Source organism: Parapedobacter brassicae (assembly GCF_051400755.1).
In the GTDB taxonomy this organism is placed as follows: domain Bacteria; phylum Bacteroidota; class Bacteroidia; order Sphingobacteriales; family Sphingobacteriaceae; genus Parapedobacter.
The window spans coordinates 1,116,033-1,140,159 of the sequence record NZ_JBLFFL010000001.1 but is presented as its reverse complement, the minus strand read 5'-3'; the positions used below and the strand labels follow the sequence as shown (position 1 = coordinate 1,140,159).

Sequence of the window (24,127 nt, the reverse complement as noted above, 5' to 3'; positions counted from 1 at the left end):
CCAAGGCACCAGCGATTCGCTTGCACAAGACAAAATTAGCGACCATCATTGCTTAGAACACTATGGTGCAACTAATGTTAGGGGAAAAAGTAAAGCCGAATAAACCTAATCACTTTATTGGCAGCAGGTTGCCTTTTTTGAGGATACCGAAAAAGTAACTCGGAGAGATGCGATTTCGCTCACGTTGCCTTCCTCAGCGTGCCTATTTGCCTGACCTGTGCCTCAAATGCTTCGCGGGATACGATCGCTTTGTGCCGGATCTTCGTGCGGTAATTGTAAACGGTACGGAGGGAATAACGCAAGAAGCTGGCGATTTTTACACTATCCGTAATGCCCAGCCGGACCAATGCAAAAATACGCAGCTCGGTATTGAGCAGCTCGCCGTGCTTGGGCAGGATCTGTTCGTCGGGCAGCAGCAAGCTGTTGAACTCCGGCACAAATGTGGGGTAGAGGTTGAGGAAGATGGTGTCAAAATTATGATACAGTTCAGCCAGCTCGTTTTCAGCAAGGTCGGTTGATTTCAGCGCGGCGAGCAGCGCATCATATTGCTTATTGACAGCCTTCTTGTGAAGCGATTTGCGGTAGTCTTCCAGTTTCTCAATATTGGCCGAACAGATGTCAAAGAAGTGTGCGATATATTCTTCCTTGATGTGGTTGGCTTCAAAAAGATTGTCGTTAGCATCCTTGAGTGCCTGGTTCAGGTCATTGAGCTGTTGGTTGGTATGGTAGAGGGCTTTCCGTGTCTTAGCCAGCCGCTTCATCTGGATATAGCTATAGACGATGCCGATGATGAGGCCTACGGAGAGCAGGCTGATCAACAGCAAATATAAGCGGAGCTCGGCTTTTTGCTCTTGTTCGAGCGCCCTGAACGAAGCATTGATGATGGGGTAATAGGTCGTGCTTTCCACGGTGCGGTACCGCACGTTGCAAAAGATGGCATCGTTGATGGCCGCCTCCATAAACCGGTAGGCTTGGGTGATGTCGCCCATATCATAGTATGTCAGCGCCAAGCCCTGGAGAGACGCATTGTCCTTGATGGAATTGACCATATCGGCGATGGCTGAAATGGCAAAATACGTCAACTGTTGGTCGATATCCCCCTTCGCCTTGCCGATCACACCGAGCAGGTAGGCGATGAGCGCCCGCTCGGGCTGTTTGTCGGTTGTGTTGTCCAGAAGGGCCAATAGCTCCGTTTCGGCCTGCTGCTGCTGTCCTTGGTACAGCGTGCGGGTAGCCGCCGTGATCCGGTACCGCAGCGAAGCCGGATCGATCACGGCCAGCAGCGAATCCCGGTAATGCTCACTCCTTTGATAATAGGAGACATTGCCATTGCTCTGTCCGTATCGGCTACAGAAGGTCATATACGTTTCGTAATAATCGGGCAGCAGCTGTTTGCTCAGCGCGGTCCGGTCGATGTTCTCCAGCAGTTCTTCCGATTCGATGTATCGTCCACCTGATGAATATAACCAAGCCAGCTGGATGGCTGTTTCGTTCTTGTAACGCGGGTTGGCCAGTGCGTCGGCGATCTCCTGGTTTTGCTGCGCATAAAAAATCGCGGAGTCTACCCGATACTTTTTATAAGCTTCGATCAATTGCCGGTGTATTCCATATTGGTTGGCAAGACTCGGTTCACTGCTTTGGAGCCGTTGTTTGAGCGTGGCTATTTTTTCGTTTTTCAACGTATCATACAGCGCCCTGTTATGCATGACCTGCTGGAGGTATACGAGTATCGAGTCGTTGGCGCTGGCGGGGTGAACAACGGCGGCTATCAAGGGCAGGAAAAGGAGGAGCCTCACGATCATGATACAAACTTAACAAAAAAGCATATGCCAATGGGAGGTCCGGTGGACCGGCTACTTCTCCAATACTTCCACGATGGGATGCCCGATGTTTCCGTTTGGTTCTTCGATGTGCAGCAGTGCAGCCACGGTTGATGCAATATCGGTCATGTGCGTTTCGCGGTTAGAAGCGCCCTGTTTGATGCCCCATCCCATCCATACCAACGGAATATGTGCATCATACGAGGCCCAGGTGCCATGGGTGGTTCCGCGGGATCGTGGAGATCCGCTGTACCATTGCGGTTCGAGGATGAGCTGGATACATCCGCTGCGCTTAGCGTTGTACCCATTGACAATGCGCTCGCGGATGCGCGCAGGAATGCTCGAGGCGCCTGCCTGTTCCATATCGGTCACGAAGGCTATGCCCTCCAGCGTACGCAAAAACTTGATGGCGACTGCTTTGATCTCCGCTTCGTCGAGGTCATTTGCTTGAATGATATCATAATCGAGGTGCACCTGATAGTTCATCAGGCTGCGGACGATTTTTTCCTGCCCGAATTTTTCGCTGAGCAGGGTGTTGAGCCCCGAGAGCGCGTTGCGCTCGTCGAAATAGCCGGCATTGCCCCGTTTGTCCATAAAAAACAAGGGATTGTGCGAGGCGCCGTGATCGGCCGTCAGGAACAGGGTGTATTCGCCTTTGCCCACGTGCTCATCCAAATAAGCGAAGAAGGCTTCCAGCTCCTTGTCCAGCCGCAGGTAGGTGTCTTCGATCTCGATGGCGTTGACCGAAAACTGGTGGCCCACGTAGTCTGTGGAGGAAAGGCTTACGCAGAGGAAATCGGTGAACCCGCCCGGATTGGCACCGAGCTGCTCGTTGCTGATGGCCGCCTTGGCCAGGTCAAGCGTGAGCGTATTACCGAAAGGCGTGGTGCGTATCAACCCCAGGCCGTTGTCTTTTACTAGGGTCGCCAGCTTTTTGGGAAACACGGGCGACTCCTCCCCCCGGAAGGTCGCTTCATATTCATTGTTGTCGTCGATGCTCTGCGCGTAGGTTTCAATGGGATAAAGCGTATTCCAGTCCTGCTGGAGGTATTTTTCGGTCAGTTTCTGTGCATTAAACTGTTGTACCCACGCAGGCAGCTCCTCCATATAGAAGGAGCTTGAAATCCAGTCGCCCGACTTGCCTTCAAACCAATAGGCCGCGTCTGCAAAATGTCCCGCCGGCAGGATGCCTCCACGGTCCTTGATGGCGATGCCGATGACTTTTGAGCGGAAGTTTGTGGCCAGCTTGAGTTGATCGGTGATGGTGGAGGAGAGCAGGTTGCGGGGCGATTGCTTTCCCTCGTCCTCGTCCGTTCCGACACCGCTTACGTTGTCATCTTGTGTGCAATACATGTGCTGCCCCGTCTGTTGGATGATGAAATCATTGCCGGCGATGCCGTGTATCGCCGGGACGCTGCCGGTATACACCGTGCTGTGGCCAATGGCCGTATAGGTAGGTACGTAATCGATGTACGTGTTTTCACAAGAAAACCCATCGTTCAGCAGGCGCTTGAAGCCACCTTTGCCATAGCGGTCATAAAAGCGGTACAGGTAGTCCCAGCGCATTTGATCGACCATGAGTCCGATGACCAGTTTAGGTCTTTGAATGGCTTCTTGTCCTTTTATGTGTCCGAAAAGTAGACATAATGCCAAAACAGCTAAGAATGATTTCTTCAATTTCATGATATGTATTGTTGAGAATGGATGTCGATTATCCGATACGGTATTGAACGGCTAAGATAATAATTCCTAGTACCAAAAGGAAAGCAAAGTGTAATAAGCACGTTGCAAAGAGACATTAAATTCTTAAAATCAACCCCCAATTGGTGTAGTCGGCCTGAACGCCATGCAGATTGAGGGTGGATTGTAAACCGATGTTTGGCGTGAAGAAATAGCGGACGCCATACATCCAATACCATTGGACATTGTGGTAATTTCGATAATGCAGGTATTTGCCATACATGGCATTGACAACGAATCGGCCCATGGTGAAATCCGCACCGATGGCCACTCCCCATCTAATGGGGTCTAACGAAGAACCGTAATACTGGAAGGTTTCATCAAACCGGCTGGGGTCAAACACCGTGTGATAATAGACCACGTGTGATCCGGCTTTGAGGCTGAGTGCCCGGTTTATGAAGAAGTTGTATCCTGCATAGGCGCCCGACCGGAAAAACTTTTCATGCCTATCCCGATACCGGCCACGGACACCCCCACCAAACCACACCTCGGCATTATTGCCCGCTATATGGGTATCGGCCTCCGCCTCGTCCGGGAGATCCACCTGTTTATGGAGTGCCGTCTTGATTCCTACGGCGCCTGTTATCATATTCCAGCCACCATTCGGTACGATGACACCACCATTGGAATAATGGAGAATACTTCCACCTGCAACCAAGGTGGTATTACGGCTCACAGGGACCTCCAGGCTCAACTCGCCCGTGACCATCAGGTTGACGTGACTCCCAATGGTGGAAGTGGCCGGTTGGGTAAAGATATTTTCGCTGATGTATGCCAGGCCCATGCCGGGGGTAAGCAATAATTTGGCCTTACCCAGTTTGAGTAGCTGGAAATCAACCTCGGCCAATGCTCCGAACGCCTGCCCACCGGGGTAAGCCACATCTTCCACCAGCTCTTTCATCGGGTTGAGGTTGTGCCACGTCAAACCGAAAGACAGATTTTTAGCGTTGAAAAACGTTACCCATTCGTCGTTGCTGAACGCAATATTTTTGTCATAGCTGATGTGCAGGCCATAGTAGTAATTGTTTTTTCGGTTGGGGTTGCCAGTGTTGACATCCACACCATATGCTGCTTTTACGGAAATGGTGTTTGCAATACTATCCAGCTGGGCTGTTGTTGCTACAGGAAATATTAACGCAACACATAAAACACTCACAGATACCCTGAGCTTCAATTCGGGAGCAGTAAAACGAGCAATCATTCGGTATATCGTTGGCTTTTTGCTATCCCGCCAGGCTATCCGTTTTGCGGCTTACGGTTAGCTTCCGCACGGTGTGGATGATGGATTGGCTGTCATAGCCGCATTGCGCCCACAGTTCCTGCTGTTCACCATGCTCCACCACTTCGTCGGGAATGCCGAGCCGTACGACGGAGGCCTGGTAGCCGTGATCGGCCATAAACTCCAATACCGCGCTCCCCATACCCCCTTGGATACAGCCGTCTTCAATGGTGATGATTTTCTTGTATTTACCGAACACCTCATGCAGCAGGTCTTGGTCGAGCGGTTTCACAAAGCGCAGGTCGTAGTGCGCCGGAAAGATGCCTTCTTCGTTGAGGGCTATGCAGGCTTTCACCGCTTCGTTGCCGATATGCCCGATACTGAGCAGCACCACGTCTTCCCCGTCGCAGATCTTACGTCCTTTGCCCACTTGCACTGGCTGGAGCGGCCTCCGCCAATCGACCATTACTCCCTGGCCTCGCGGATATCGGATAGCGAATGGTCCCATGCCCTCCTGCTGCGCGGTAAACATGAGGTTGCGGAGTTCTTCTTCATTCATGGGCGCAGCCACGGTGAGGTTGGGGATGCAGCGCATATAAGCGAGATCATAAGCGCCGTGGTGCGTAGGACCATCGGCCCCTGCGATGCCAGCGCGATCAAGGCAAAAGACCACCTGTAGGTTCTGGATGGCCACATCATGTATCACCTGATCGTATGCGCGCTGCATGAAGCTCGAGTAGATGTTGCAGAACGGCACCATCCCCTGGGTGGCGAGGCCTGCTGAAAACGTTACCGCATGCTGTTCGGCAATACCGACGTCAAAGGCCCTATTGGGCATGGCTTTCATCATGATGTTCATGGAAGAGCCCGACGGCATGGCCGGAGTGATGCCCATGATTTTGTCGTTCATCTCGGCGAGTTCCACCAGCGTATGGCCGAACACGTCCTGATACTTCGGCGCTACGGGTTTGTCCGCTTTCGATTTCTTGATCTCCCCGGTGATCTTATCAAATAAACCCGGTGCATGCCAGGTCGTCTGGTCTTTTTCCGCCAGCGCATAGCCCTTGCCCTTCACCGTGATGCAGTGCAGCAGCTTCGGCCCGGGAATGTCGCGCAGGTCCTCCAATATTTGGGCAAGCCGCTTCACATCATGCCCGTCTACCGGACCGAAATAGCGGAAGTTGAGCGATTCAAAGAGGTTGCTGTTTTTAAGCAGCGTGCCTTTGATGCTTTTCTCGATTTTTTTGACGAGGCCCAGCGCATCGGGGCCGATCTCCGATATTTTGCCCAGGACATGGGCAATATCATCGCGAAACCGGTTCCATGGCCTTGAGGTCGTGATGCTGGCCAGGTATTCTTTCAGCGCCCCCACATTGGGGTCGATGGACATGCAATTGTCGTTGAGGATGACCAGCAAGTTAGACTTTTCGATGCCCGCATGGTTGAGCGCTTCAAACGCCATGCCCGCGGTCATAGCCCCATCGCCGATAACGGCCACGTGCTGCCGGTCGGTCTCTCCCTTATAATGCGATGCCACCGCCATGCCCAGCGCGGCGGAGATCGAGGTGGAGGAGTGGCCTACGCCAAAGGTATCGTATTCGCTTTCGCTGCGTTTTGGAAATCCGCTGAGGCCACCCAACACGCGGTTGGTGTGAAATAGCTCCCGCCTGCCGGTCAGGATTTTGTGCCCATATGCCTGATGGCCTACATCCCATACCAGCTGATCATAGGGCGTGTTGAGGACGTAATGCAGCGCCACGGTGAGTTCAACGACGCCGAGACTGGCAGCGAAATGCCCCCCGTGTACCGATACCGCATCGATGATGTATTGGCGCAATTCGCCGCATAGTTTCACTAAATCGGCCTGGCCAAGGCGCTTCAGGTCTTGGGGTGTGTGTATCGTTTTGAGTAGTTCTCCGGCTTCAATCTCCATACTATCCGGTTTGAAATTGGTACAAAGTAACTAATAATTATTGATACGACGCGTCATAAATTTCCTACAAGCCCAACAACACGCCGTGTAGATTGTTTCGGCCAAATGTTTACCTTTGAGCCCCATGCAACCGGAAGGATACGAAATAAAGCTGCCTCAGTTTGAGGGGCCGTTTGATTTGTTGCTGTTTTTCATTGAACGCGACGAACTGAATATCCATGATATCCCCATCGCCAAGATCACCAACGATTTTTTGGATTACATCTTGCATATGCAGGCCCTCAACATGGAGCTGGCCAGCGAATTTATCTTCGTAGCGGCCACCCTCATGCGGATCAAGGCCAAGATGCTCTTGCCCCGGCCGGAACTGGATGAAGAAGGTAACGAGATCGACCCCAAGCAGGATCTCGTGCAGAAGCTGGTGCTCTACAAGCAATTCAAGGAAGTGTCCGAGGCGTTGCGCCTCTTGGAAGAGCAGCGGGCGATGCAAGCCCGGCGCGGCAACATCGCCATCGATCTGCAGCTGGCGGGCGACCAATCCGTTCAGGGGGAGGAACTGACCACTGTTGACTTGTATAAACTCATGCTGGTATACGAGCGGCTAATGTACAGCTATGCATCCAAAAGCCAGGAGGTACGGCATACCGTGGTCAAGTATCCGTATACCATTGAGCAGCAAAAAAAAGCCATCGCATCCCTGGTGGCCATCAACCAAAAGCTGGATTTTGGCACCATTGTCAAAAACTCCGAGAACAAGGTGCAGTTTGTCTATAATTTTCTGGCCATTTTGGAGATGCTGCAGCAGCAGTTGCTGGAGCTGCAAAGTGGCTTGGGTTTCAACAATTTTTGGGTAACCGAGCGGAAAAATTAGCCAAAAATTGCATACCTTAGTCTGACCCATGACAAACGGGGGTGTCTTATATGGATGCACTGCAGCGGCAGAAAGCGATCTTTTTAGCAGGGATGTCAGGCAAACGGTCCGTCGTGCCCTTCGGCGCAGCCGAGCTCCGGGCAGCAGCTAAACGACGGCTATCTGCGCGTGCATGGGCTTATATCGATGGCGGGGCCGGAGATGAAACCAGCATTGCCGCCAATACCGCAGCTTTTTCAGCCGTGTCCATTTTGCCGCGCATGATGCGGGGCGGCGAATTGGGCGATTTTTCTACCCACCTGCTGAGTACAGACCTGGTTTTCCCCTTGCTCCTGGCCCCCATCGGTGTGTTGGACTTGGTTTGTCCGGAGGCTGACCGGGTAGTGGCCCGCGCGTGCCGGAATGTAGGTATTCCGTTTATTTTCTCCAACCAAGCAGGCACGCCCATGGAACGCTGCGCGCAGGACATGGGCGACACTCCGCGATGGTTCCAGCTCTATTGGAGCAAGTCGGACGAGCTGGTGTTGTCGTTCGTGCGGCGCGCTGAAGTCTGCGGTTGCCGCGCCATCGTCCTCACGGTAGATACGACCTTATTAGGTTGGCGCAGCCGCGACCTGGGATTAGGTTATTTGCCTTTTCTGCGGGGCATGGGCATCGCCCAATATACATCGGATCCGGTGTTCAACGCCCTGCTCGATCAGGGCTTGGGCGCAGCCGTCGGGGGAGCGCCCAAGCCAACAGTGACGCTTGAAACCATCGCTAATCTGCTACAGCTGAAAAAAAACTACCCTGGCGGCCTCTTCAAGAACCTTTTCCGTAGTGCACCCTTGGAAGCCGTGCGATTATTCATCAATATTTACGCCAATCCAGCATTGAGTTGGGAGCAGGTTAGTTGGCTTCGGCAGCAAACCCAGCTACCCATTGTGATCAAGGGGATCTTGCGGGCAGATGATGCACTCAAGGCGGTGGATGCGGGAGCCGATGGCATTGTGGTATCCAACCATGGCGGACGGCAAGTAGATGGGGCAATAGCGCCCTTGGGTGCGTTGGCGGCGATCCGGAAAGCGGTGCCAAAGCCTTTCCCCCTGTTGGTTGATAGCGGTATCCGAAGCGGCAGCGACCTGTTCAAAGCGTTGGCGCTCGGCGCTGATGCGGGGTTGCTCGGGCGGCCCTATGCGTATGGATTGGCCGTCGGTGGGCAAAAAGGAGTGGAAGAGGCGATGTTGAATATCCTCAATGACTTTGAGCTTACCGCGCGGCTAGCGGGATGCCGGCGTGTGGATGAGATCGATGAAAGCATGGTATCACGTTCTAGTTGAGGAATTGCATATACTCCGCACGGGAGATTATTCTGGCCCCCATGGAAGCAAGATGATCCGTATACACCTGGCAGTCGATCAGCTTATATGTGCCTGACTGGCAAAGTGAAGCCAATGCCACTTTGGAGGCGTTGCTTGCCCGGCTGAACATGCTTTCGCCGCAGAACACCCGCCCTACGGCGACACCGTAAAGTCCACCGACCAGCTGGCCGTTGAGCCACGCTTCAATGGAATGCGCATGAAGCGATTCATGGAGGTTGATGTAAGCCTGCTGCATATCGGGCGTGATCCAGGTGCCGCCTTGTCCGGCGCGGGGCTGGACGGCACAGGCGGCAATCACCTGCGCGAACGCGCGGTCATGCGTCACCTTGAAGCGGCCCGAGCGCAGTACCTGCCCCATGCTTTTGCTGATGTTGAGCTCCTCAGGGAAGAGCACAAACCGCTCGTGGGGCGAGTACCATAGGATGGGCGTGTCGTCGCTGTACCAGGGGAAAATACCTTGCCGGTAGGCTTCCATGAGCCGCTCGGCGCGCAGGTCGCCGCCAATGGCCAACAGTCCATCCGGTTCGGCCAAGGCCGGTTCAGGAAAACGAATGTCGTGGGTATCCAGCTGAAAAATCATCCGGTCTATTCCGGTTGCCGTGGCTCTTTGCTGATTTCGTCAAAGAGTTTATCCATGTGTTCCACGTATTCGTTGGTGTCATCGAGGAAAAACTCCAGCTGTGGAACGATCCGCGCCTGGTGTTTGATGCGCGCGCCCAGTTTGTACCGGATCTCACCGGCATGCGCCTTGATGGCGGCCAAATTCTCTTTGGCCTTTTTAATGTCGAGGAAACTGAGGTATACCCGTGCAATCGCCAAGTCGGGTGTCACCCGCACACGGGTGACGGTAATAAAGGCCCCTGGAGCCCATGTGCTGCCTTCCCGTTGGAAGAGCTCACCCAAATCCTGCTGAATAACCCCGGCAAACCGCTGTTGCCTTTTGCTTTCTGTGCTGCTCATGGTATAGGTGCGTTTTTAACTATAAGGAAGAAACCAATACTCGGTGCAAAGGTAGCAATTTTATTGATACTGCTGATGCGCAGGCAATGCCTTGGTTCCATTCCACCATGTCCAGCCACCTTACTTAAGTAAACTATTGAATTCAAAAAAAAATTGTATAATAGAAAACAAATGCTGATATTTGCAAGCTCTTTGCGAAAAGGCACTATAAAATATAAAAACAGCATACAATCATGTCAAGAGTTTGTGATTTAACAGGAAAAGGGGCGATGAACGGGTACAACGTTTCTAATTCGAATGCGAAGACGAAGCGTAAGTTTTACCCCAACTTGCAGACCAAGCGGTTCTTCATTCCTGAAGAAAACCGTTGGATTACCTTGAAAGTATCCACCTCGGCGATAAAGACCATCAACAAAAACGGCATCACAGCCGTCGTCAACAAGTTTATCAAAAAGGGGTACGTCTAATTAGGAATTTGCTATCCGTCTTTTCGACGGGTTTAATAACATAGAACAATGGCTAAAAAAGGTAATAGGGTACAGGTGATTTTGGAATGTACCGAGCACAAAGAAAGCGGTCTTCCTGGGATGTCGCGCTACATCACCACGAAAAACAAGAAGAACACCACCGAGCGGTTGGAGCTGAAGAAGTTCAACCCTGTCTTGCGTCGTGTGACCGTTCACAAGGAGATTAAATAATCTGCGGGTGCTTTCCATCGCTCGCATAAACAATAAAAAGACATGGCAAAGAAAGTAGTAGCATCACTCAAAACGGGCAAAGGTAAGGATTATACCAAGGTCATCACCGCTGTTCGGTCCCCGAAGACCGGCGCGTACACGTTTAAGGAATTGATTGCACATAACGACCATATTAAAGACGCTGTAGAAGCGGCCAAAGAAGCCGTGACAGAGTCGGTGGCGCATTAATCTTGGTAACAATGGCATTTCAAGAAGCCGTTTCGGAGGTCTACCGGAAGGGCTTTTTTGTTATGCGCACAATTAGCGATACAAGCGATGGGACTATTTGATTTTTTCAAGAAGAAGCAGGAGACGCCCGAAGCACAGGAAGCCCTTGACAAGGGGCTGGAGAAAACCAAAGAAGGATTTTTCTCCAAGATCACCAAGGCCGTGGTGGGCAAATCTACCGTAGACGACGAGGTGCTGGACGACTTGGAGGAGGTGCTGGTTACCTCCGACGTGGGTGTCAGCACCACCCTCAAGATCATCGAACGCATCGAAGCGCGGGTAGCCCGGGACAAATACGTCAACACGTCGGAGCTCCATGTGATTCTGCGGGAGGAGATCCAGGCGCTTCTGGCCGAAAACAACAGTTCCGATTTTGAGCATTTCGAATACGGCGAGCACAAGCCCTACGTCATCATGGTCGTGGGCGTCAACGGTGTAGGCAAGACCACCACCATCGGCAAGCTGGCCCACCAGCTCAAGGAGGCCGGCAATAGCGTGGTGTTGGGTGCGGCAGATACCTTCCGCGCCGCAGCGGTAGACCAAATCCAACGTTGGGGCGAGCGCGTAGGCGTACGGGTAGTGGCGCAGGCCATGGGTTCTGACCCGGCTTCCGTGGCCTACGACACGATAAAATCTGCCGTGGCAAGCGGCGATGATGTCGCCATCATCGACACCGCCGGAAGGCTGCATAACAAAGTGGCCCTGATGAACGAACTCACCAAGATCAAGCAGGTCATGCAAAAGGTGGTGCCGGGGGCACCCCATGAGATCCTCCTGGTGCTGGATGCCTCTACCGGGCAGAATGCCATCGAGCAGTGCCGGCAGTTTACACAGGCTACCGACGTAAACGCACTGGCGCTTACCAAGCTGGATGGCACAGCCAAAGGCGGCGTGGTCATCGGCATTTCCGACCAGTTCAAGATCCCCGTGAAATACATCGGTGTGGGCGAGAAGATAGGCGACCTCCAATTGTTCAACAAAAAGGAATTCGTTGATTCGCTGTTTAAGTGATGAAGGTATTAGGATGAAAACAAAACCAGTAAAACAAGCACCCATCACACATAGCCCGCGCGTAAACGTGGTCACCCTGGGTTGTTCCAAAAACATCCACGACAGCGAGGTACTGATGGGACAGCTCAAAGGCAACCGGATGGAAGTGGTGCATGAGGCCGATAACCTGCGGACGGATGATATCGTGGTGATCAATACCTGCGGTTTTATTGACAACGCCAAGCAGGAGTCCATCGACACTATCCTGCAATACAGCGCCCTCAAAGACGAGGGCCGGGTGGGCAAGGTCATCGTCACGGGGTGTCTCTCCGAGCGGTACAAGCCCGAACTCCAGGCCGAGATTCCCAACGTAGACGCCTACTTCGGCACCAACGACCTGCAAGACTTACTGGGTACCATCGGTGCAGACTATAAGCGCGAGCTGCTGGGCGAGCGCATGCTCACCACGCCATCGCACTTCGCCTATTTCAAGATCGCCGAAGGCTGCAACCGTCCCTGTTCGTTCTGCGCCATCCCCCTGATGCGGGGCAAACATGTGTCCAAGCCGATGGAAAGCCTGGTCACCGAGGCCCGGCACCTGGCCAAGAACGGCACCAAAGAGCTCATCCTCATCGCGCAGGACCTTACCTATTACGGACTGGACCTCTACGGCAAGCGCAACCTGGCCGACCTGCTGCGCAGGCTTTCGGATGTGGAGGGCATTGAATGGATACGGCTCCAGTATGCCTACCCCTCGGGATTTCCCATGGACATCCTCGATGCGATGAATGAGCGCAGCAACATCTGCAACTACCTTGATATGCCGCTGCAACACATCAGCGACAGCATGCTCCGGTCGATGCGCCGGGGCATCACCAAGCAGAAGACCATTGACCTGGTCCATGCCATCCGCGACCGTACACCCGGCATTGCCCTGCGTACCACCCTCATCTGCGGATACCCCGGTGAGACTGAGCAGGACTTCGAAGAGCTGCAACAGTGGGTGGCCGATACCCGTTTTGATCGCTTAGGGTGCTTTACCTATTCGCATGAGGAGAAGACCCACGCACACAGCTTAGTGGATGATGTGCCCGAAGCGGTAAAAGCTGCACGCGTGGAGCAGATCATGGACACCCAGCAGGGGATCTCCTATGAGATCAACCAAGATAAAATAGGACACACCTACCAGGTCTTGATAGACAAAGTTGAGGGCGAATATTTCGTGGGGCGTACCGAGTATGACTCACCGGAAGTAGACAATGAAGTGCTCATTCCCACCGCGGGCAACTACCTCACCATCGGGCGCTTTGCACAGGTGCGCATAGACCGTGCGGAAGATTTCGACCTGTATGGATCGATTGTCAAATAATCGTTATCAGTCGCTGCTTTACTAGGCAAGCGCTATCTTTGCTTTTCCATGAAGGCGACCTATATAGACTATAAAGATACAAACAGCTTTTCGAAGACGCTGCTGGCTTATTTGGACAACGATCCTTCCCTGACGTCTTTTGTGGGCAACAGGCCTGATCTGGAAGGATTTGCCCGGCAGTTGCAGGCAAAGGCCGGAAAGACCGACCGACAGGTGCTGGTGCAAAGCCTGCGGCGCCAGTATGCCGACGGCTCGGATTGCACCCCCGAAGTCGCCGCCAATATCGAGGCCCTGCAAGACGAGCACACCTTTACCGTCACCACCGGCCACCAGCTCAATATTTTTACCGGACCGCTGTATTTTGTGTTCAAGATCGTCAGCACCATCAGGCTCGCCCAGGACCTTAAGGCCGCTTTTCCGGAGTATACGTTCATACCGGTGTACTGGATGGCCACCGAAGACCATGATTTTGCTGAAATCAACCATACCCGGCTCCACGGCAAGAAGATCACGTGGGAAACCGCAGCCCAGGGTGCTACCGGGCGGCTGAAGACCGATAGCATGGCTGATGCGGTGCGTCAGTACCAAAGCTTTCTGGGCCTATCGGACAACTCATCCAAATTGGCAAAATTGATCGACGGAGCTTATTTGCAGCACGGCAATCTTGCGGCCGCTACCCGTTACCTGGTCAATGCCCTGTTCGGCAAATATGGGCTGGTGATCATGGACGCCGATGATGCCGCGCTGAAGCGATGTTTTGCGCCATTCATCGAGCAAGATATTTTTGCCGAAAACAGCCACAGGGCCATCTCGCAGACCTCATCGGCCCTTGAAGCGGCCGGATTTTCGGCCCAAGTGCACGCCCGAGAGATCAACTTCTTCTACCTGACCGATACCTTCCGTGAGCGGATCGTCAAGCTCGATGACGGGCGGTATGAGGTGCTCCATCAAGGCCTTTATTTTACCGAAGGCGAGTTGAAGACCGAAATACAGCATCATCCCGAGCGGTTCAGCCCCAATGTGGTCATGCGTCCGCTGTATCAAGAGCTGGTGCTGCCCAATCTGGCCTACATCGGCGGCGGTGCGGAGATCGTCTATTGGCTGCAACTGGGCGCCATGTTTCGGCATTACGGCGTCGATTTTCCGATATTGGTGCCCCGCAATTCGGCAATGGTGACCGACGACAATATGGCCGTGAAAGTGCTGCGCCTTGATCTGACGTTCAGAAGCATTTTCAAAGGCACCGAGGAGTTGAAGCGCGAGTACGTGCGCAGGCACACCAAGCACCGGCTCAACCTCAACGACGAATGGATGGAACTCAATGCCATCTTCAGCAAGCTGCGGTTGCGCGCACACAAGATCGATCCCAGTCTGGGGCCGAGTACCGATGCCGTAAAAGCGCGGCTCAAGAAAGCCATCAACAACCTTGAAAAGAAGCTGCTCAAGGCCGACAAACGGAATCATGAGGATGCCTTGATCCAGATCGATCGCATCAAGGAAAAACTCTTCCCCGGGGGGGCGTTACAGGAGCGCTCCGAAAACTTCGGCTTGCTTTACGTCAAGTACGGGGACGGATTGATTGCCGAGCTGCTGCAGCATTTCGACCCCTTGGCGTTTAAGTTTACGATCATCTACTGATCCCGTGTAAACGGCACGAATTGAACGGGCGACAATTCCCTGCGGATGATTCCGCCTTGCTTTTTTTCGACCAACATCAGCGTTTGTACCGCTCCGGGCGGTCCCACGGGGATAACCAGCTTTCCGCCTTCTTTCAGTTGCTCAATCAGCGGGGGCGGGATTTCTTCCGGCGCGGCCGTGACCACGATGGCGTCGAATGGCGCTTCTTCCGGAAGCCCCTTGTAGCCATCGCCAATGATGACCGCTACTTGGTCATAGTCCAATTGGCCCATTCGCTGTTTGGCTTGCTCCCCCAGCTCTTCAACAATTTCGATGGTATACACCTGCGCGCCGATTTCAGCTAGTATGGCCGCTTGGTAGCCCGAACCCGTGCCGATCTCCAATATACGGTCGCCCGCCCTGGGGTCAAGCAGCTGAGTCATATACGCTACAATGTAGGGCTGTGAGATAGTTTGTTCATACCCGATGGGCAGGGGCGTATCGTCATAGGCCTGCTTCCGGTATTCGGGCGGTACGAACAGATGCCGCTCTACCTTTTCCATTGCATCCAGCGTGGCGCGGTGGGTAATGCCGCGCGCCGCGAGTTGGCGGCGGACCATATCAGTTCGCAGGTGCTGGTAGTCTTGAGCCATGGCAAAGAGCGTTATACAGCACATCACCGATGAGCAGGCAACTCGTTTCATGGTTTGATCTGTTGCGATACCCGTTCGAACGTCGTGGCATCGCGGCCAGTGAGTTCGAAATACGCGATATCCGGACTGAACACGCTTCCGCCCACGATGCGCACAAAAACGCGGTCGAGGATGGCCTCACGATTGTTAATTGAGGCATATACGACGTGTTTTTTGCTTTTCTCGCAATACGATAGCCTGAAAGGAACGCTTTTATACGCCGCCAGGCGCAATTCGAAATCCCCATTACCGAGGGACTTGTGGCTGATGCCATAGGCCATCGTCCGCTGCACAAAATTAAGGTCTTTGCGTATCCCCCCTTCGGCATACCGGATCCAATATACGTTTACGGGCTCGTCGGCATCCACTACACCGTCCGTTACATTCAATTGATAGATTACCGTGTTTGCGTCCGGGTCGCGTTGCAGGTAAAAGAGTTGCTTATCCTCATTTGGCACAGGCAACTGGTCTACGACCACTTTCTTGTCAAATTTGCTTTCCTGGGCGATCAGGCCCAGGGCCGAGAAGAAGAGAACCATGGTAACGCCGCTCTTGAGCTTATTGTATCGCCAGGCGTCATATAAGGCGTATCGCTGAATAATTGGATATAATAGCATGGGCGCCTCCTTTTTTCAAAGATAGCGAAAAGTTTTCAACCTCAACGACTGTGCTCATACCTGCTCCCAGACGGCGTCCTGACTGCTGCGGGTGGCTTTGCCATGCGCTTGCTGTCCGCGCTATGTTCGGGAGCTGCACGGAGCCAGCAGATACCCGGCTGAATACCGGCAGATAGCCGCATGATGCACAGCCTTTGGACAGCAGGGGGCTTGGCTTCCGGCGGGGTTCGGCTTCGTATTGACTTGGGTTCGGCTTCGGAGCTGAATGCCATCTCAGAGCCAACTCATACTGCACTTCATGCGTACTCGAACTGCTCCGAGCAGAAGGAGACCAGTAGGAGTGTACATGGAGTCCAATATAAGCACCGAAGCCGGTCCGAAGCGGTGTCCAACCCGTCTTCGAGTGCTTCTGTTTTCATTTCATGGGGCTACAATACGCTGTTGATGACGCCTACAAAGGACAGTACCGTGAACGGCGAGAAGCTATGGACAGGAAGCGCTAGCTGCTAGTGTGGTCAACCGGGGTGAAATATGCCCTCCGCCTACTGATTGTGAGGAAGTGGGAGCCACGTTGATACGAGATTAAAGGATTTATATATTAGGGGCCATTGACACGCATTGCTAGGTGATTGGCCTGGCAATGCGTTTTTTCTTTCAAACTATACCCAAAAAGAAACCCGTTAACTCGTAAGCTAACGGGAATCCGCCCCAATGGGATTAGGGGCTATCAACCTAAACCTACTATCAAAAACGTTGAGTTATGGAATCTATTGCGATTAACTTGCATTTCTTTTCAAACTTTTTTCAAAACTGGCTAATTAGCCATACCACAGGAAAAGCGGATGCCCTATCTTTGGCAATATAAATTATGGAATCGATTATGAAACCTACATGAATTCATCCAAACTTCATTGCCATTAAAAATATTAGAATGAAAAACATAGTACTAATCTTGTCAGCCATATTGAACGGTATCTTTATTTGGGCGGCATGTAACAATGGGGGGTCTTCATCAACCGGGGCTGCCGCCGATAGCCTACCGGCGGCAGCCTATAAACCCATTCCCGATTCGGTGAAAGTGCCTTATAAAGAAGCAAAACACCTCGTGGCCAACTATGGCCCGCATGCGGGCACGGTGAATCGCGGGAAGGACTCCCTGCCCGATACCCGGACCATCTGGTTTGACCTGGAGCGGCTGCAAACTTTGATACACCAGATCCGCCTGGAAGGCGGAGACGGCATACGATTCTACTTAGCTACCTATAATGACAGCTACCCCCCAATGGCGCAGGGGCCACACGTGCCCCAGCGCGCCTATTGGGGATATAATACGCTGCTCATGGTATCGACGAAGGATAGTACGGCCAATGGAGAGGCGTTCCACCGGGATTATTACCCCGAAAAGGACAAGCAGGGGGCTATTCTGGTGGCGCCGATTGAGAATAAGGGAGAGATATGTCCTCCGCCTGATGATTGTGAAGAAGAGGGAGCATTATTGCTGGGCAATGAATAACGCACAATGATAGATGAATATTTCAATCACTGAAGTTGTTTTTTTCTCGGCAGAAGTCGCTTGTTTCCTAACTGCGCTTTATTGCCTCCGCCATGATCCGAGTTCGGCGTGGCGGCTTCACCGCTGGTATATGGGCATTGTTATCGTTGTAGAACTGGGCGGGATCTTGATTAAGTTGGTGTTTGACCAATCTACCCACCATTGGTATAACGGATATCTGCTCATCGAATGCGCATTTATCAGCTGGTTTTTATTCCGGTGTATCCGAAGGTTCAGGACGCATTCTTGGCGATGGCTATATGGATGGTACATCGTGTTTGCTGTTATTTATCTGATCGATACGTTTACAATCAAACGATACGCGCTTAACAACAATAGCATGCAGGTGATGAATGCGGTATTTGTAGTGGGCAGCCTGTATTACTACTTCTTGCTACAGCGCTCGCCCACTTACCGTCGGCTCAGCATGTTTGCGGATTTCTGGTGGGTCAACGGGGTGATGTATTTTTACTTTTCCACATCGGTGCTTTATCTGTTTATACCTGCGTTAGGGAAAGCCTATCTTTGGGGAATGCCGCTGTTTTACCTACTGAATACACTTTTGATTGTTATCTATTACAGTACATGGATATATGCCTACTTAGTGCGGTACAAGGGACGGAAGACCTCTCCGGCGTCATCATCAAGCTGACGCTGCTCTTCCTCTTGGTGCCTATCTTCCTCACGGTGTACATCTATACGGCACAGCGAGCGAAGCTACGGCATCAGCGGGAGAAGGAAGCGCTTGCGGTCAATTTTGAGCGGGAACGCATCCTGGCGGAGCTGGAGGCTTCCAAGGCGGCGCGTGAGCACATCGCGGCCGACTTGCATGACAGCCTCGGGCAGGTGCTGAGCCTGATGGTGATCGAATTGCGTAATATGGCGGGCGGGCCACAGAAGGCGATTGCCAGGGGACTGCCTCGGGTCACCGAATTGGGTGAAAAAGGGTTGAAAGAGCTGCGTACCGTTGCCAAGACCATCCGGGAGCATGAGCCCCTGATTCATGGACTGGGCATGGCTTTCCAGGCGGAGGTGCGGTACCTGGAGGAGCTGGGGTATTTTTCCATTTCATTGGACATGCCCGAGGGCTATGAACCGCCGTTGGGGCCGGACCGCGGCATCCTGTTGTTTCGGATTTTTCAGGAGTCAATGAACAACATCTTGAAGCATGCCAAAGCCACGTGGGTGGCGGTAGCCTTACGGCCGGAGGGCACGGATACCATGCTTCGGATCGTAGACAATGGATGTGGGTTTGACCTCGACCATGCGATGGCACATGGGGGCTCGGGCTTGCATAACATCCGGCAGCGCACCCGATTGCTCGGCGGGGCGTGTAAAATTCATTCACTGGTGGGCGCGGGCACGTCCATTACGATTCATGTGCCAAATCATGGAACAAGCTGATATCAAAGTGGCGCTGGTAGATAACCACGCTTTATTTTTAGGAGGCATGCAAGAGATGCTCGAGCGGCAGGGAGGCATAGAGGTGCTTTTCTCGGCAACCAATGGCATGGATATGCAATATCAAATGAAGCGCCACGGCGTGCCGGATGTGGTGTTGATGGATATCAAGATGAGCGTGATGAACGGCTACCGTGCCACGCAGTGGCTGACCGCCCATCACCCCCAGGTGTTGGTATTGGCGGTGACGGCTTTCGAGGACGACGATGCGGTGGAGGAAATGCTGCGGTGCGGCGCCCGGGGATATATCACCAAGGCCGTGGGACATGTAGAGCTGTATAAGGCCATTTTGGAGGTGACACGGACAGGAAGATACATCAACAGTCATGTATCGAGCCATCGGTTGCACGCCGCGGCTGACGGGAGCGTGATTAAAAAGCGGATGGACGTGCTGAGTGAGCGCAAGCAGGAGTTTCTGGAACTTTGCTGCAGCGACCTTAGCTATGAGCAGATTGCCCAAAAGTTGGATGTGTCGCATGCGGCGGTGAAGCGCTACGCCGAAGAATTGTACGTTCATTTCGATGTTCGTTCGCGGCACGCATTGGTGGCACATGCGTTCCGTATGGGGCTCATATCCAAGGATGAATAACGAATGGAATCCGAAAAATAAACTAACATTCGTTCAAACATTTCCAACAGCAGATTGTTTCGCATGATGGAATACGATTTTACTTAGCTACCTATGATAGCAAGTACCCCGGGGTTGCGCAGGGGCTAGAAGTCCCTGCGCACCTATTGGGGATACGCCTTTACAAGGATCATGAAAACAGCAAATCCCATCCTTTTAGCGTTCCTATCGGCGACCTTTACCGGCGGGTCATGCAGTTCGCAGCCGCAGCCCGCAGCAGTAGGCCATTTTGAGGATGCAACTGCAAGCCATGTACCGCACGACCCCGAGGCGCATATCCTCGAGGTGGCCTTCGCCGATGTCGACGGCGATCGTGACCTGGACATCATTGCTGCGCTGGAGGCCGATGAAAACCGGCTTTATCTCAATGACGGAAGCGGCAAACTGACTTGGAAAAAGGGCGTGTTCAACCCCGCCCGCCACGATACGGAGCATGTGCGGGCGGTTGATTTCGATGGGGATGGACATGTAGATGTGGTGTTTGTGGCGGAGGATGACCAGACGCCCGAGTATTACCTCGGCAATGGCGATGGCACGTTCCGTGATGTGAGCGATCGGCTACCGGGTATGAGCGAAGGCAATGGACTGGATGTGGGCGATGTGGATGGTGATGGATTGCCGGACATGGTCGTGGGCAATTCGGGCGAAGCGGGCCAAAATTTCCTGTGGATAAATGATCCGGCCCGGCCGGGATACTTCATCGACCGGACCGCCGAAAACCTGCCCCAGGTGAATGATGCCACGCAAAGCATCAAACTGGCCGACCTGAACGGCGATGGACACCTTGATATGGTGGTGGGCAATGAAGTGCCGCCTAACCGCTTGCTGCTCAACGACGGAAAGGGTGTCTTCACGGAGTATGCCGAACAGCTCGAGCTGCCGGAACCCCTGGAGACGCGCGAAGCACTGGTATTCGACGTGGATGGTGACGGCGATCTGGATATCGTGTTTGCCAACATCACGAGCAATGGCGGCGTATGGGACAAGAATCCGCGGGCGCGTATACTGATCAATGACGGGCAGGCCCGTTTTACGGATGAAACCGAGGAGCGGATGCCTGCCTATAAATTTTCCACCTACTCCGCCCGCGAGGTGGATTTCGACCATGACGGTCACCTGGACCTGCTCCTAAGTGCTGTAGCGGTGCCGGGGTTTAGTGAAGAGCGGCTACGGGCCTATCGCAATGACGGCAAGGGGTATTTTGCCGATGTCACCGAGCAAGTCATGCCCGCAACGGTTGTTGGCCGCAATTGGAACATCACCATCGGGGACCTCAACGGCGACGGCATAGCCGACGCCTTCGTCGGCGGCTGGGGTTCGCAGGGACGCCTGCTGCTGGGGAAAGGAAAGTAGCGCTTGCAACATCAGGCAACAGCTTCTAAGTTTTTCGCATGTTTTCCTGAACTCTTGCAAAAAAGTGCAAATTCATTTCTTCTTTTCGATAGAAAAACTAACTTTGCGCCAAATTAAAATGAGTCTAAATAGCATTAGGCTTTACGGTTAGGTTTTGCGATTAGGTATTTCTTCGGTTATTGGGATGCTTATCCCGTTTTTCGCGGTGTTCATTTTCGGGTTGAGCCCGGTTTGTGCATTTGCCCAATCCCCACTTCGTATTACGGGCGCGCTGCAGGATGTCCGCAGCCAAGAGCCGATTTCGTTTGCGACGGTATCACTTTCGACGGGCGAGCGCAGCTATCGTATAATGAGTGGCGAGGACGGCCAATTCCATTTTGCCGCGGTGGCAGCGGACGATTACACCCTCGAGGTGAAAGCGCTGGGTTATGAGCCTTATACGCAGTCGGTCAGTGTCAACGAAGATCGGTTCATCCGCGTGTCGCTGGTCTCCTCGCAGCGTGTGATAGATGAAGTATATGTGACGGCCGCAGAGGCTCGGGAGATGACCAGCACATCGGTAATTGACCGGAAGGCTATGGAGTTGCTCCAACCCTCGAGCTTTGCCGACCTGCTGGAGTTGCTGCCTGGAGGGCGCGCGATTGACCCCAACCTGACCGAAATGAACAATATCCGCCTGCGTGAGCCGGGTATTTTAAACAACGCCTATGATATCAGCTCATTGGGCACCGCTTTTTACATCGATGGCGCGCCCATCAATACCAACGCTAATTTGCAAAATACCGATGATATCATCGGAGACGAAAACCGGTCAGATCCCAATTTCTACCGCAACTCGGTCAACCGCGGGGTAGACATGCGTTTCATCTCAACCGATGACATCGAGCAGGTGAAGGTGGTGCGCGGGATCCCATCGGTGGAATACGGTGATCTCACCAGCGGACTCATCCAAATCGAACGGCGTAAAGGTGCCACGCCATTCAACGCACGTATAAAGGCCGATGGCTTTTCAAAACTGGCCTCCATCGGGAAGGGGTTCAGCTTAACGAAGCAAAACCTCGTGATCAACCTGGACGGCGGCTTTCTGGATGCCAAGGACGACCCCCGCAACGATTTTGAAAACTACCAGCGCGTCAACGGTTCGCTGCGCACCAATAAAAATTGGGATAACGCCCGGCGACGGCTGGCGTGGACCGCGGCGCTTGACTATCAAACCAATATCGACCGGGAGAAGGTGGATCCCGACAACGGCTATGCGCCCATAGACCGGTATTCCTCGACGTTCAACAGTTATGGTCTCAACAATCAGGTGCTGCTAGCCTGGCGTGAACACCCCTTGCTGGAATCCCTGGAGCTGACGTCTAAGGTCAGTTACCAACGCGACCGGATAGACCAGGTTAAATGGATACAAGCACCATCGGCCACCATCCTGGCCAATGCGTTGGTCGAAGGGGCACACGATGCATCATACATCACTCCGAGTTATGCCTCGCACCTTATCGTGGATGGCCAACCGCTTACAGCGTTCTTGAAGGCCCGTTTGCAACTAAGCGCCGTATCCGGTCCGCTGCAACACGATCTTAAGCTCGGCGTGGAGGGCAATTACAGCAAGAATTTTGGCGAGGGGCTGGTATATAACCTCGACCTTCCACCTAACCAGAGCGGTTCCACTGGGCGGCCACGGGCGTTTCACAGCATTCCCGCTACGCAGGTAGTGTCTTTCTTTGCCGAAGACCTGATCAATTTCGCGGTCGGGACGCACCGGTTTACTCTGATGACCGGACTTCGCGGAATGAGCATGATCAACATGGACCGCCGTTACGCGCTTGCCGGCAAGCTCTTGGCTGATCCGCGCATCAATGCGAAATGGAGCCTGCCTGCGGTGGATGTCGCAGGCCACTCCCTGTGGGTGGCGTTGGGGGGAGGCTATGGGACCCATACCAAAACGCCGACGATGGATCAGCTTTATCCGGCGCCCGATTACCAGGATCTGATCCAGCTCAATTTCTACCACAATAACCCCGACTACCGCAAGGCCAACGTGATGACCTACATCATCGATCGGGTCAATCCCGAACTCGGGGCGGCGGTAAACCATAAATGGGAGCTTAGTACCGATTTGCAGTATGAGGGGAATCGGTTATCTGTCACCTACTTCCGAGAACGCATGCATACCGGTTTCCGCGATGTCTCTCAATACACCGCCTTGGCCTATCGGCAGTATGATGGCACCTCCATCGATGCCGGGGCGCTCACGGCTCCGCCGCAACTCGGTGATTTCACCTATGAGGAGGTCACCGAATATTGGGGCTATACTCAACACAGCAATGGAAGCAGCATCCTCAAGAAAGGGATGGAATTTCAATTTACTTCCACGCGCATGGCTTGGCTCAATGCCCGTGTTACCCTCAACGGTGCGTGGTTTCACACAGTCTACCGCAACAGCGAACCCTATTCAAAGGTGATTCCCACGACAGCCATCACCGCCGATGACCAGGTGCGGCAATATGTCGGTATCTATGCGGGAAATCGGGAAAGCTATGACCGAGAGGTATTCAATACCAACCTCACCGCTGATGGCTACCTGCCCGGCATCGGGCTCAATGCGTACGTTTCGCTGCAAAGCACCTTGTTCAGGGCGGAGCAGACCGTCCCCCGGAGCGGTGTTCCGGTGCAGTACATCGATATTGAAGGAGCGATGCATCCCTTTATACCGGCGGATCAGGAGGATGCCGATCTGCAATGGCTTGTTGAACCGACAAACCCTACGGAATTCAGGCGATACGTGGAGCCGTTTAAGATGCAGATCAATGTAAAGGCTTCCAAATCATTTCGCGACCAGATCCGTGTGTCCATGTTTGTCAATCGCCTCTTTACCTATGCGCCCGATTATGAGGAATACGGTATCCTGCATGTCCGGCGTGACACCAACGGCCCTTACTTTGGAATGGAAATCAATTTTAGTTTTTAACCATCATA

Annotated in this window: 23 protein-coding genes; 15 read left to right on the top strand and 8 right to left on the bottom strand. The window is 53.2% G+C overall.

The annotated features are described in order from the left end of the window. Window positions 1-179: 179 nt before the first annotated feature. The 4 genes from susR to dxs form a co-directional block, all read right to left on the bottom strand. A complete protein-coding gene (gene susR / locus ACMGDE_RS04550; protein ID WP_436831574.1) occupies window positions 180-1,802 on the bottom strand; it encodes a SusR family glycan utilization regulator in 1,623 nt (540 codons plus the stop codon). A 51-nt stretch (window positions 1,803-1,853) separates the two neighbouring features. Next, window positions 1,854-3,503 (bottom strand): alkaline phosphatase PafA, encoded by a 1,650-nt coding sequence (gene pafA, locus ACMGDE_RS04545; protein WP_436831573.1) that lies wholly within the window; start codon window positions 3,501-3,503, stop codon window positions 1,854-1,856. Window positions 3,504-3,618: 115 nt separating this feature from the next. Then, entirely contained in the window at window positions 3,619-4,761 is a 1,143-nt protein-coding gene (locus ACMGDE_RS04540; protein ID WP_436831572.1) for an acyloxyacyl hydrolase, read from the bottom strand. 22 nt (window positions 4,762-4,783) lie between these two features. Further along, complete coding sequence (dxs, locus tag ACMGDE_RS04535; RefSeq protein ID WP_436831571.1) at window positions 4,784-6,712, bottom strand: 1-deoxy-D-xylulose-5-phosphate synthase; 1,929 nt, start codon at window positions 6,710-6,712, stop codon at window positions 4,784-4,786. A 124-nt stretch (window positions 6,713-6,836) separates the two neighbouring features. On the opposite strand from dxs, the gene ACMGDE_RS04530 reads away from it, so the two are divergent. Further along, complete coding sequence (locus ACMGDE_RS04530; RefSeq protein WP_436831570.1) at window positions 6,837-7,583, top strand: segregation and condensation protein A; 747 nt, start codon at window positions 6,837-6,839, stop codon at window positions 7,581-7,583. A 50-nt stretch (window positions 7,584-7,633) separates the two neighbouring features. Beyond that, window positions 7,634-8,902, top strand: a complete 1,269-nt coding sequence (locus ACMGDE_RS04525) for an alpha-hydroxy-acid oxidizing protein (RefSeq protein ID WP_436831569.1) — start codon at window positions 7,634-7,636, stop codon at window positions 8,900-8,902. Here the strand turns inward: ACMGDE_RS04525 and aat are convergent. Both aat and rbfA read right to left on the bottom strand, forming a co-directional pair. Beyond that, window positions 8,895-9,524, bottom strand: a complete 630-nt coding sequence (gene aat / locus ACMGDE_RS04520; RefSeq protein WP_436831568.1) for a leucyl/phenylalanyl-tRNA--protein transferase — start codon at window positions 9,522-9,524, stop codon at window positions 8,895-8,897. The genes ACMGDE_RS04525 and aat overlap by 8 nt on opposite strands. Before the next feature lie 5 nt (window positions 9,525-9,529). Next, a complete protein-coding gene (rbfA, locus tag ACMGDE_RS04515; protein ID WP_436831567.1) occupies window positions 9,530-9,904 on the bottom strand; it encodes a 30S ribosome-binding factor RbfA in 375 nt (124 codons plus the stop codon). A gap of 233 nt (window positions 9,905-10,137) precedes the next feature. Here rbfA and rpmB point away from each other — a divergent pair, with 233 nt between their 5' ends. The 6 genes from rpmB to bshC all read left to right on the top strand — a co-directional run bounded on the left by rpmB (window position 10,138) and on the right by bshC (window position 14,866). Continuing rightward, window positions 10,138-10,371 (top strand): 50S ribosomal protein L28, encoded by a 234-nt coding sequence (rpmB, locus tag ACMGDE_RS04510; protein WP_436831566.1) that lies wholly within the window; start codon window positions 10,138-10,140, stop codon window positions 10,369-10,371. A gap of 48 nt (window positions 10,372-10,419) precedes the next feature. Then, entirely contained in the window at window positions 10,420-10,602 is a 183-nt protein-coding gene (rpmG, locus tag ACMGDE_RS04505) for a 50S ribosomal protein L33 (RefSeq protein ID WP_079718388.1), read from the top strand. A gap of 42 nt (window positions 10,603-10,644) precedes the next feature. Continuing rightward, window positions 10,645-10,830, top strand: coding sequence for a DUF4295 domain-containing protein (locus ACMGDE_RS04500; protein WP_436831565.1), 186 nt, complete (start codon window positions 10,645-10,647; stop codon window positions 10,828-10,830). An 87-nt stretch (window positions 10,831-10,917) separates the two neighbouring features. Beyond that, a complete protein-coding gene (ftsY, locus tag ACMGDE_RS04495) occupies window positions 10,918-11,880 on the top strand; it encodes a signal recognition particle-docking protein FtsY (protein WP_436831564.1) in 963 nt (320 codons plus the stop codon). Window positions 11,881-11,893: 13 nt separating this feature from the next. Continuing rightward, window positions 11,894-13,228, top strand: a complete 1,335-nt coding sequence (rimO, locus tag ACMGDE_RS04490; RefSeq protein ID WP_436831563.1) for a 30S ribosomal protein S12 methylthiotransferase RimO — start codon at window positions 11,894-11,896, stop codon at window positions 13,226-13,228. A gap of 48 nt (window positions 13,229-13,276) precedes the next feature. Then, window positions 13,277-14,866 carry a bacillithiol biosynthesis cysteine-adding enzyme BshC gene (gene bshC, locus ACMGDE_RS04485; RefSeq protein ID WP_436831562.1) on the top strand — a complete coding sequence of 530 codons (1,590 nt, stop codon included), beginning with the start codon at window positions 13,277-13,279 and terminating at the stop codon, window positions 14,864-14,866. Here bshC and ACMGDE_RS04480 read toward each other — a convergent pair. Together ACMGDE_RS04480 and ACMGDE_RS04475 are read right to left on the bottom strand one after the other, a co-directional pair. Next, window positions 14,860-15,549, bottom strand: coding sequence for a protein-L-isoaspartate(D-aspartate) O-methyltransferase (locus ACMGDE_RS04480; RefSeq protein WP_436831561.1), 690 nt, complete (start codon window positions 15,547-15,549; stop codon window positions 14,860-14,862). The two genes, bshC and ACMGDE_RS04480, sit on opposite strands and share 7 nt — an antisense overlap. After that, window positions 15,546-16,154 (bottom strand): DUF4833 domain-containing protein, encoded by a 609-nt coding sequence (locus ACMGDE_RS04475; RefSeq protein ID WP_436831560.1) that lies wholly within the window; start codon window positions 16,152-16,154, stop codon window positions 15,546-15,548. The genes ACMGDE_RS04480 and ACMGDE_RS04475 overlap by 4 nt, the downstream gene beginning before the upstream one ends. A gap of 180 nt (window positions 16,155-16,334) precedes the next feature. On the opposite strand from ACMGDE_RS04475, the gene ACMGDE_RS04470 reads away from it, so the two are divergent. From ACMGDE_RS04470 to ACMGDE_RS04440, 7 genes are all read left to right on the top strand, one after another. Beyond that, window positions 16,335-16,664: a hypothetical protein gene (locus ACMGDE_RS04470; RefSeq protein WP_436831559.1), complete on the top strand. Its 330-nt coding sequence runs from the start codon at window positions 16,335-16,337 to the stop codon at window positions 16,662-16,664. 421 nt (window positions 16,665-17,085) lie between these two features. Then, on the top strand, window positions 17,086-17,667 hold the full coding sequence (locus tag ACMGDE_RS04465; protein WP_436831558.1) for a hypothetical protein: 582 nt from the start codon (window positions 17,086-17,088) through the stop codon (window positions 17,665-17,667). Between the two features lie 13 nt (window positions 17,668-17,680). Beyond that, window positions 17,681-18,358, top strand: coding sequence for a hypothetical protein (locus ACMGDE_RS04460; protein ID WP_436831557.1), 678 nt, complete (start codon window positions 17,681-17,683; stop codon window positions 18,356-18,358). Then, on the top strand, window positions 18,292-19,110 hold the full coding sequence (locus tag ACMGDE_RS04455) for a sensor histidine kinase (RefSeq protein WP_436831556.1): 819 nt from the start codon (window positions 18,292-18,294) through the stop codon (window positions 19,108-19,110). The genes ACMGDE_RS04460 and ACMGDE_RS04455 overlap by 67 nt, the downstream gene beginning before the upstream one ends. Next, window positions 19,097-19,756, top strand: coding sequence for a response regulator (locus ACMGDE_RS04450; protein WP_436831555.1), 660 nt, complete (start codon window positions 19,097-19,099; stop codon window positions 19,754-19,756). Before ACMGDE_RS04455 ends, ACMGDE_RS04450 begins: the two co-directional genes overlap by 14 nt. 171 nt (window positions 19,757-19,927) lie before the next feature. Then, window positions 19,928-21,148, top strand: a complete 1,221-nt coding sequence (locus tag ACMGDE_RS04445) for an FG-GAP repeat domain-containing protein (RefSeq protein WP_436831554.1) — start codon at window positions 19,928-19,930, stop codon at window positions 21,146-21,148. Window positions 21,149-21,332: 184 nt separating this feature from the next. Continuing rightward, complete coding sequence (locus ACMGDE_RS04440; RefSeq protein ID WP_436831553.1) at window positions 21,333-24,119, top strand: TonB-dependent receptor; 2,787 nt, start codon at window positions 21,333-21,335, stop codon at window positions 24,117-24,119. Window positions 24,120-24,127 lie beyond the last annotated feature (8 nt).

Coding starts and splice junctions, on each gene's coding strand:
- susR (WP_436831574.1), bottom strand. CDS start 1,802: ATGATCGTGAGGCTCCTCCTTTTCCTGCCCTTGATAGCCGCCGTTGTT.
- pafA (WP_436831573.1), bottom strand. CDS start 3,503: ATGAAATTGAAGAAATCATTCTTAGCTGTTTTGGCATTATGTCTACTT.
- ACMGDE_RS04540 (WP_436831572.1), bottom strand. CDS start 4,761: ATGATTGCTCGTTTTACTGCTCCCGAATTGAAGCTCAGGGTATCTGTG.
- dxs (WP_436831571.1), bottom strand. CDS start 6,712: ATGGAGATTGAAGCCGGAGAACTACTCAAAACGATACACACACCCCAA.
- ACMGDE_RS04530 (WP_436831570.1), top strand. CDS start 6,837: ATGCAACCGGAAGGATACGAAATAAAGCTGCCTCAGTTTGAGGGGCCG.
- ACMGDE_RS04525 (WP_436831569.1), top strand. CDS start 7,634: ATGGATGCACTGCAGCGGCAGAAAGCGATCTTTTTAGCAGGGATGTCA.
- aat (WP_436831568.1), bottom strand. CDS start 9,524: ATGATTTTTCAGCTGGATACCCACGACATTCGTTTTCCTGAACCGGCC.
- rbfA (WP_436831567.1), bottom strand. CDS start 9,904: ATGAGCAGCACAGAAAGCAAAAGGCAACAGCGGTTTGCCGGGGTTATT.
- rpmB (WP_436831566.1), top strand. CDS start 10,138: ATGTCAAGAGTTTGTGATTTAACAGGAAAAGGGGCGATGAACGGGTAC.
- rpmG (WP_079718388.1), top strand. CDS start 10,420: ATGGCTAAAAAAGGTAATAGGGTACAGGTGATTTTGGAATGTACCGAG.
- ACMGDE_RS04500 (WP_436831565.1), top strand. CDS start 10,645: ATGGCAAAGAAAGTAGTAGCATCACTCAAAACGGGCAAAGGTAAGGAT.
- ftsY (WP_436831564.1), top strand. CDS start 10,918: ATGGGACTATTTGATTTTTTCAAGAAGAAGCAGGAGACGCCCGAAGCA.
- rimO (WP_436831563.1), top strand. CDS start 11,894: ATGAAAACAAAACCAGTAAAACAAGCACCCATCACACATAGCCCGCGC.
- bshC (WP_436831562.1), top strand. CDS start 13,277: ATGAAGGCGACCTATATAGACTATAAAGATACAAACAGCTTTTCGAAG.
- ACMGDE_RS04480 (WP_436831561.1), bottom strand. CDS start 15,549: ATGAAACGAGTTGCCTGCTCATCGGTGATGTGCTGTATAACGCTCTTT.
- ACMGDE_RS04475 (WP_436831560.1), bottom strand. CDS start 16,154: ATGCTATTATATCCAATTATTCAGCGATACGCCTTATATGACGCCTGG.
- ACMGDE_RS04470 (WP_436831559.1), top strand. CDS start 16,335: ATGATGCACAGCCTTTGGACAGCAGGGGGCTTGGCTTCCGGCGGGGTT.
- ACMGDE_RS04465 (WP_436831558.1), top strand. CDS start 17,086: ATGAAAAACATAGTACTAATCTTGTCAGCCATATTGAACGGTATCTTT.
- ACMGDE_RS04460 (WP_436831557.1), top strand. CDS start 17,681: ATGAATATTTCAATCACTGAAGTTGTTTTTTTCTCGGCAGAAGTCGCT.
- ACMGDE_RS04455 (WP_436831556.1), top strand. CDS start 18,292: ATGGATATATGCCTACTTAGTGCGGTACAAGGGACGGAAGACCTCTCC.
- ACMGDE_RS04450 (WP_436831555.1), top strand. CDS start 19,097: ATGGAACAAGCTGATATCAAAGTGGCGCTGGTAGATAACCACGCTTTA.
- ACMGDE_RS04445 (WP_436831554.1), top strand. CDS start 19,928: ATGAAAACAGCAAATCCCATCCTTTTAGCGTTCCTATCGGCGACCTTT.
- ACMGDE_RS04440 (WP_436831553.1), top strand. CDS start 21,333: ATGCTTATCCCGTTTTTCGCGGTGTTCATTTTCGGGTTGAGCCCGGTT.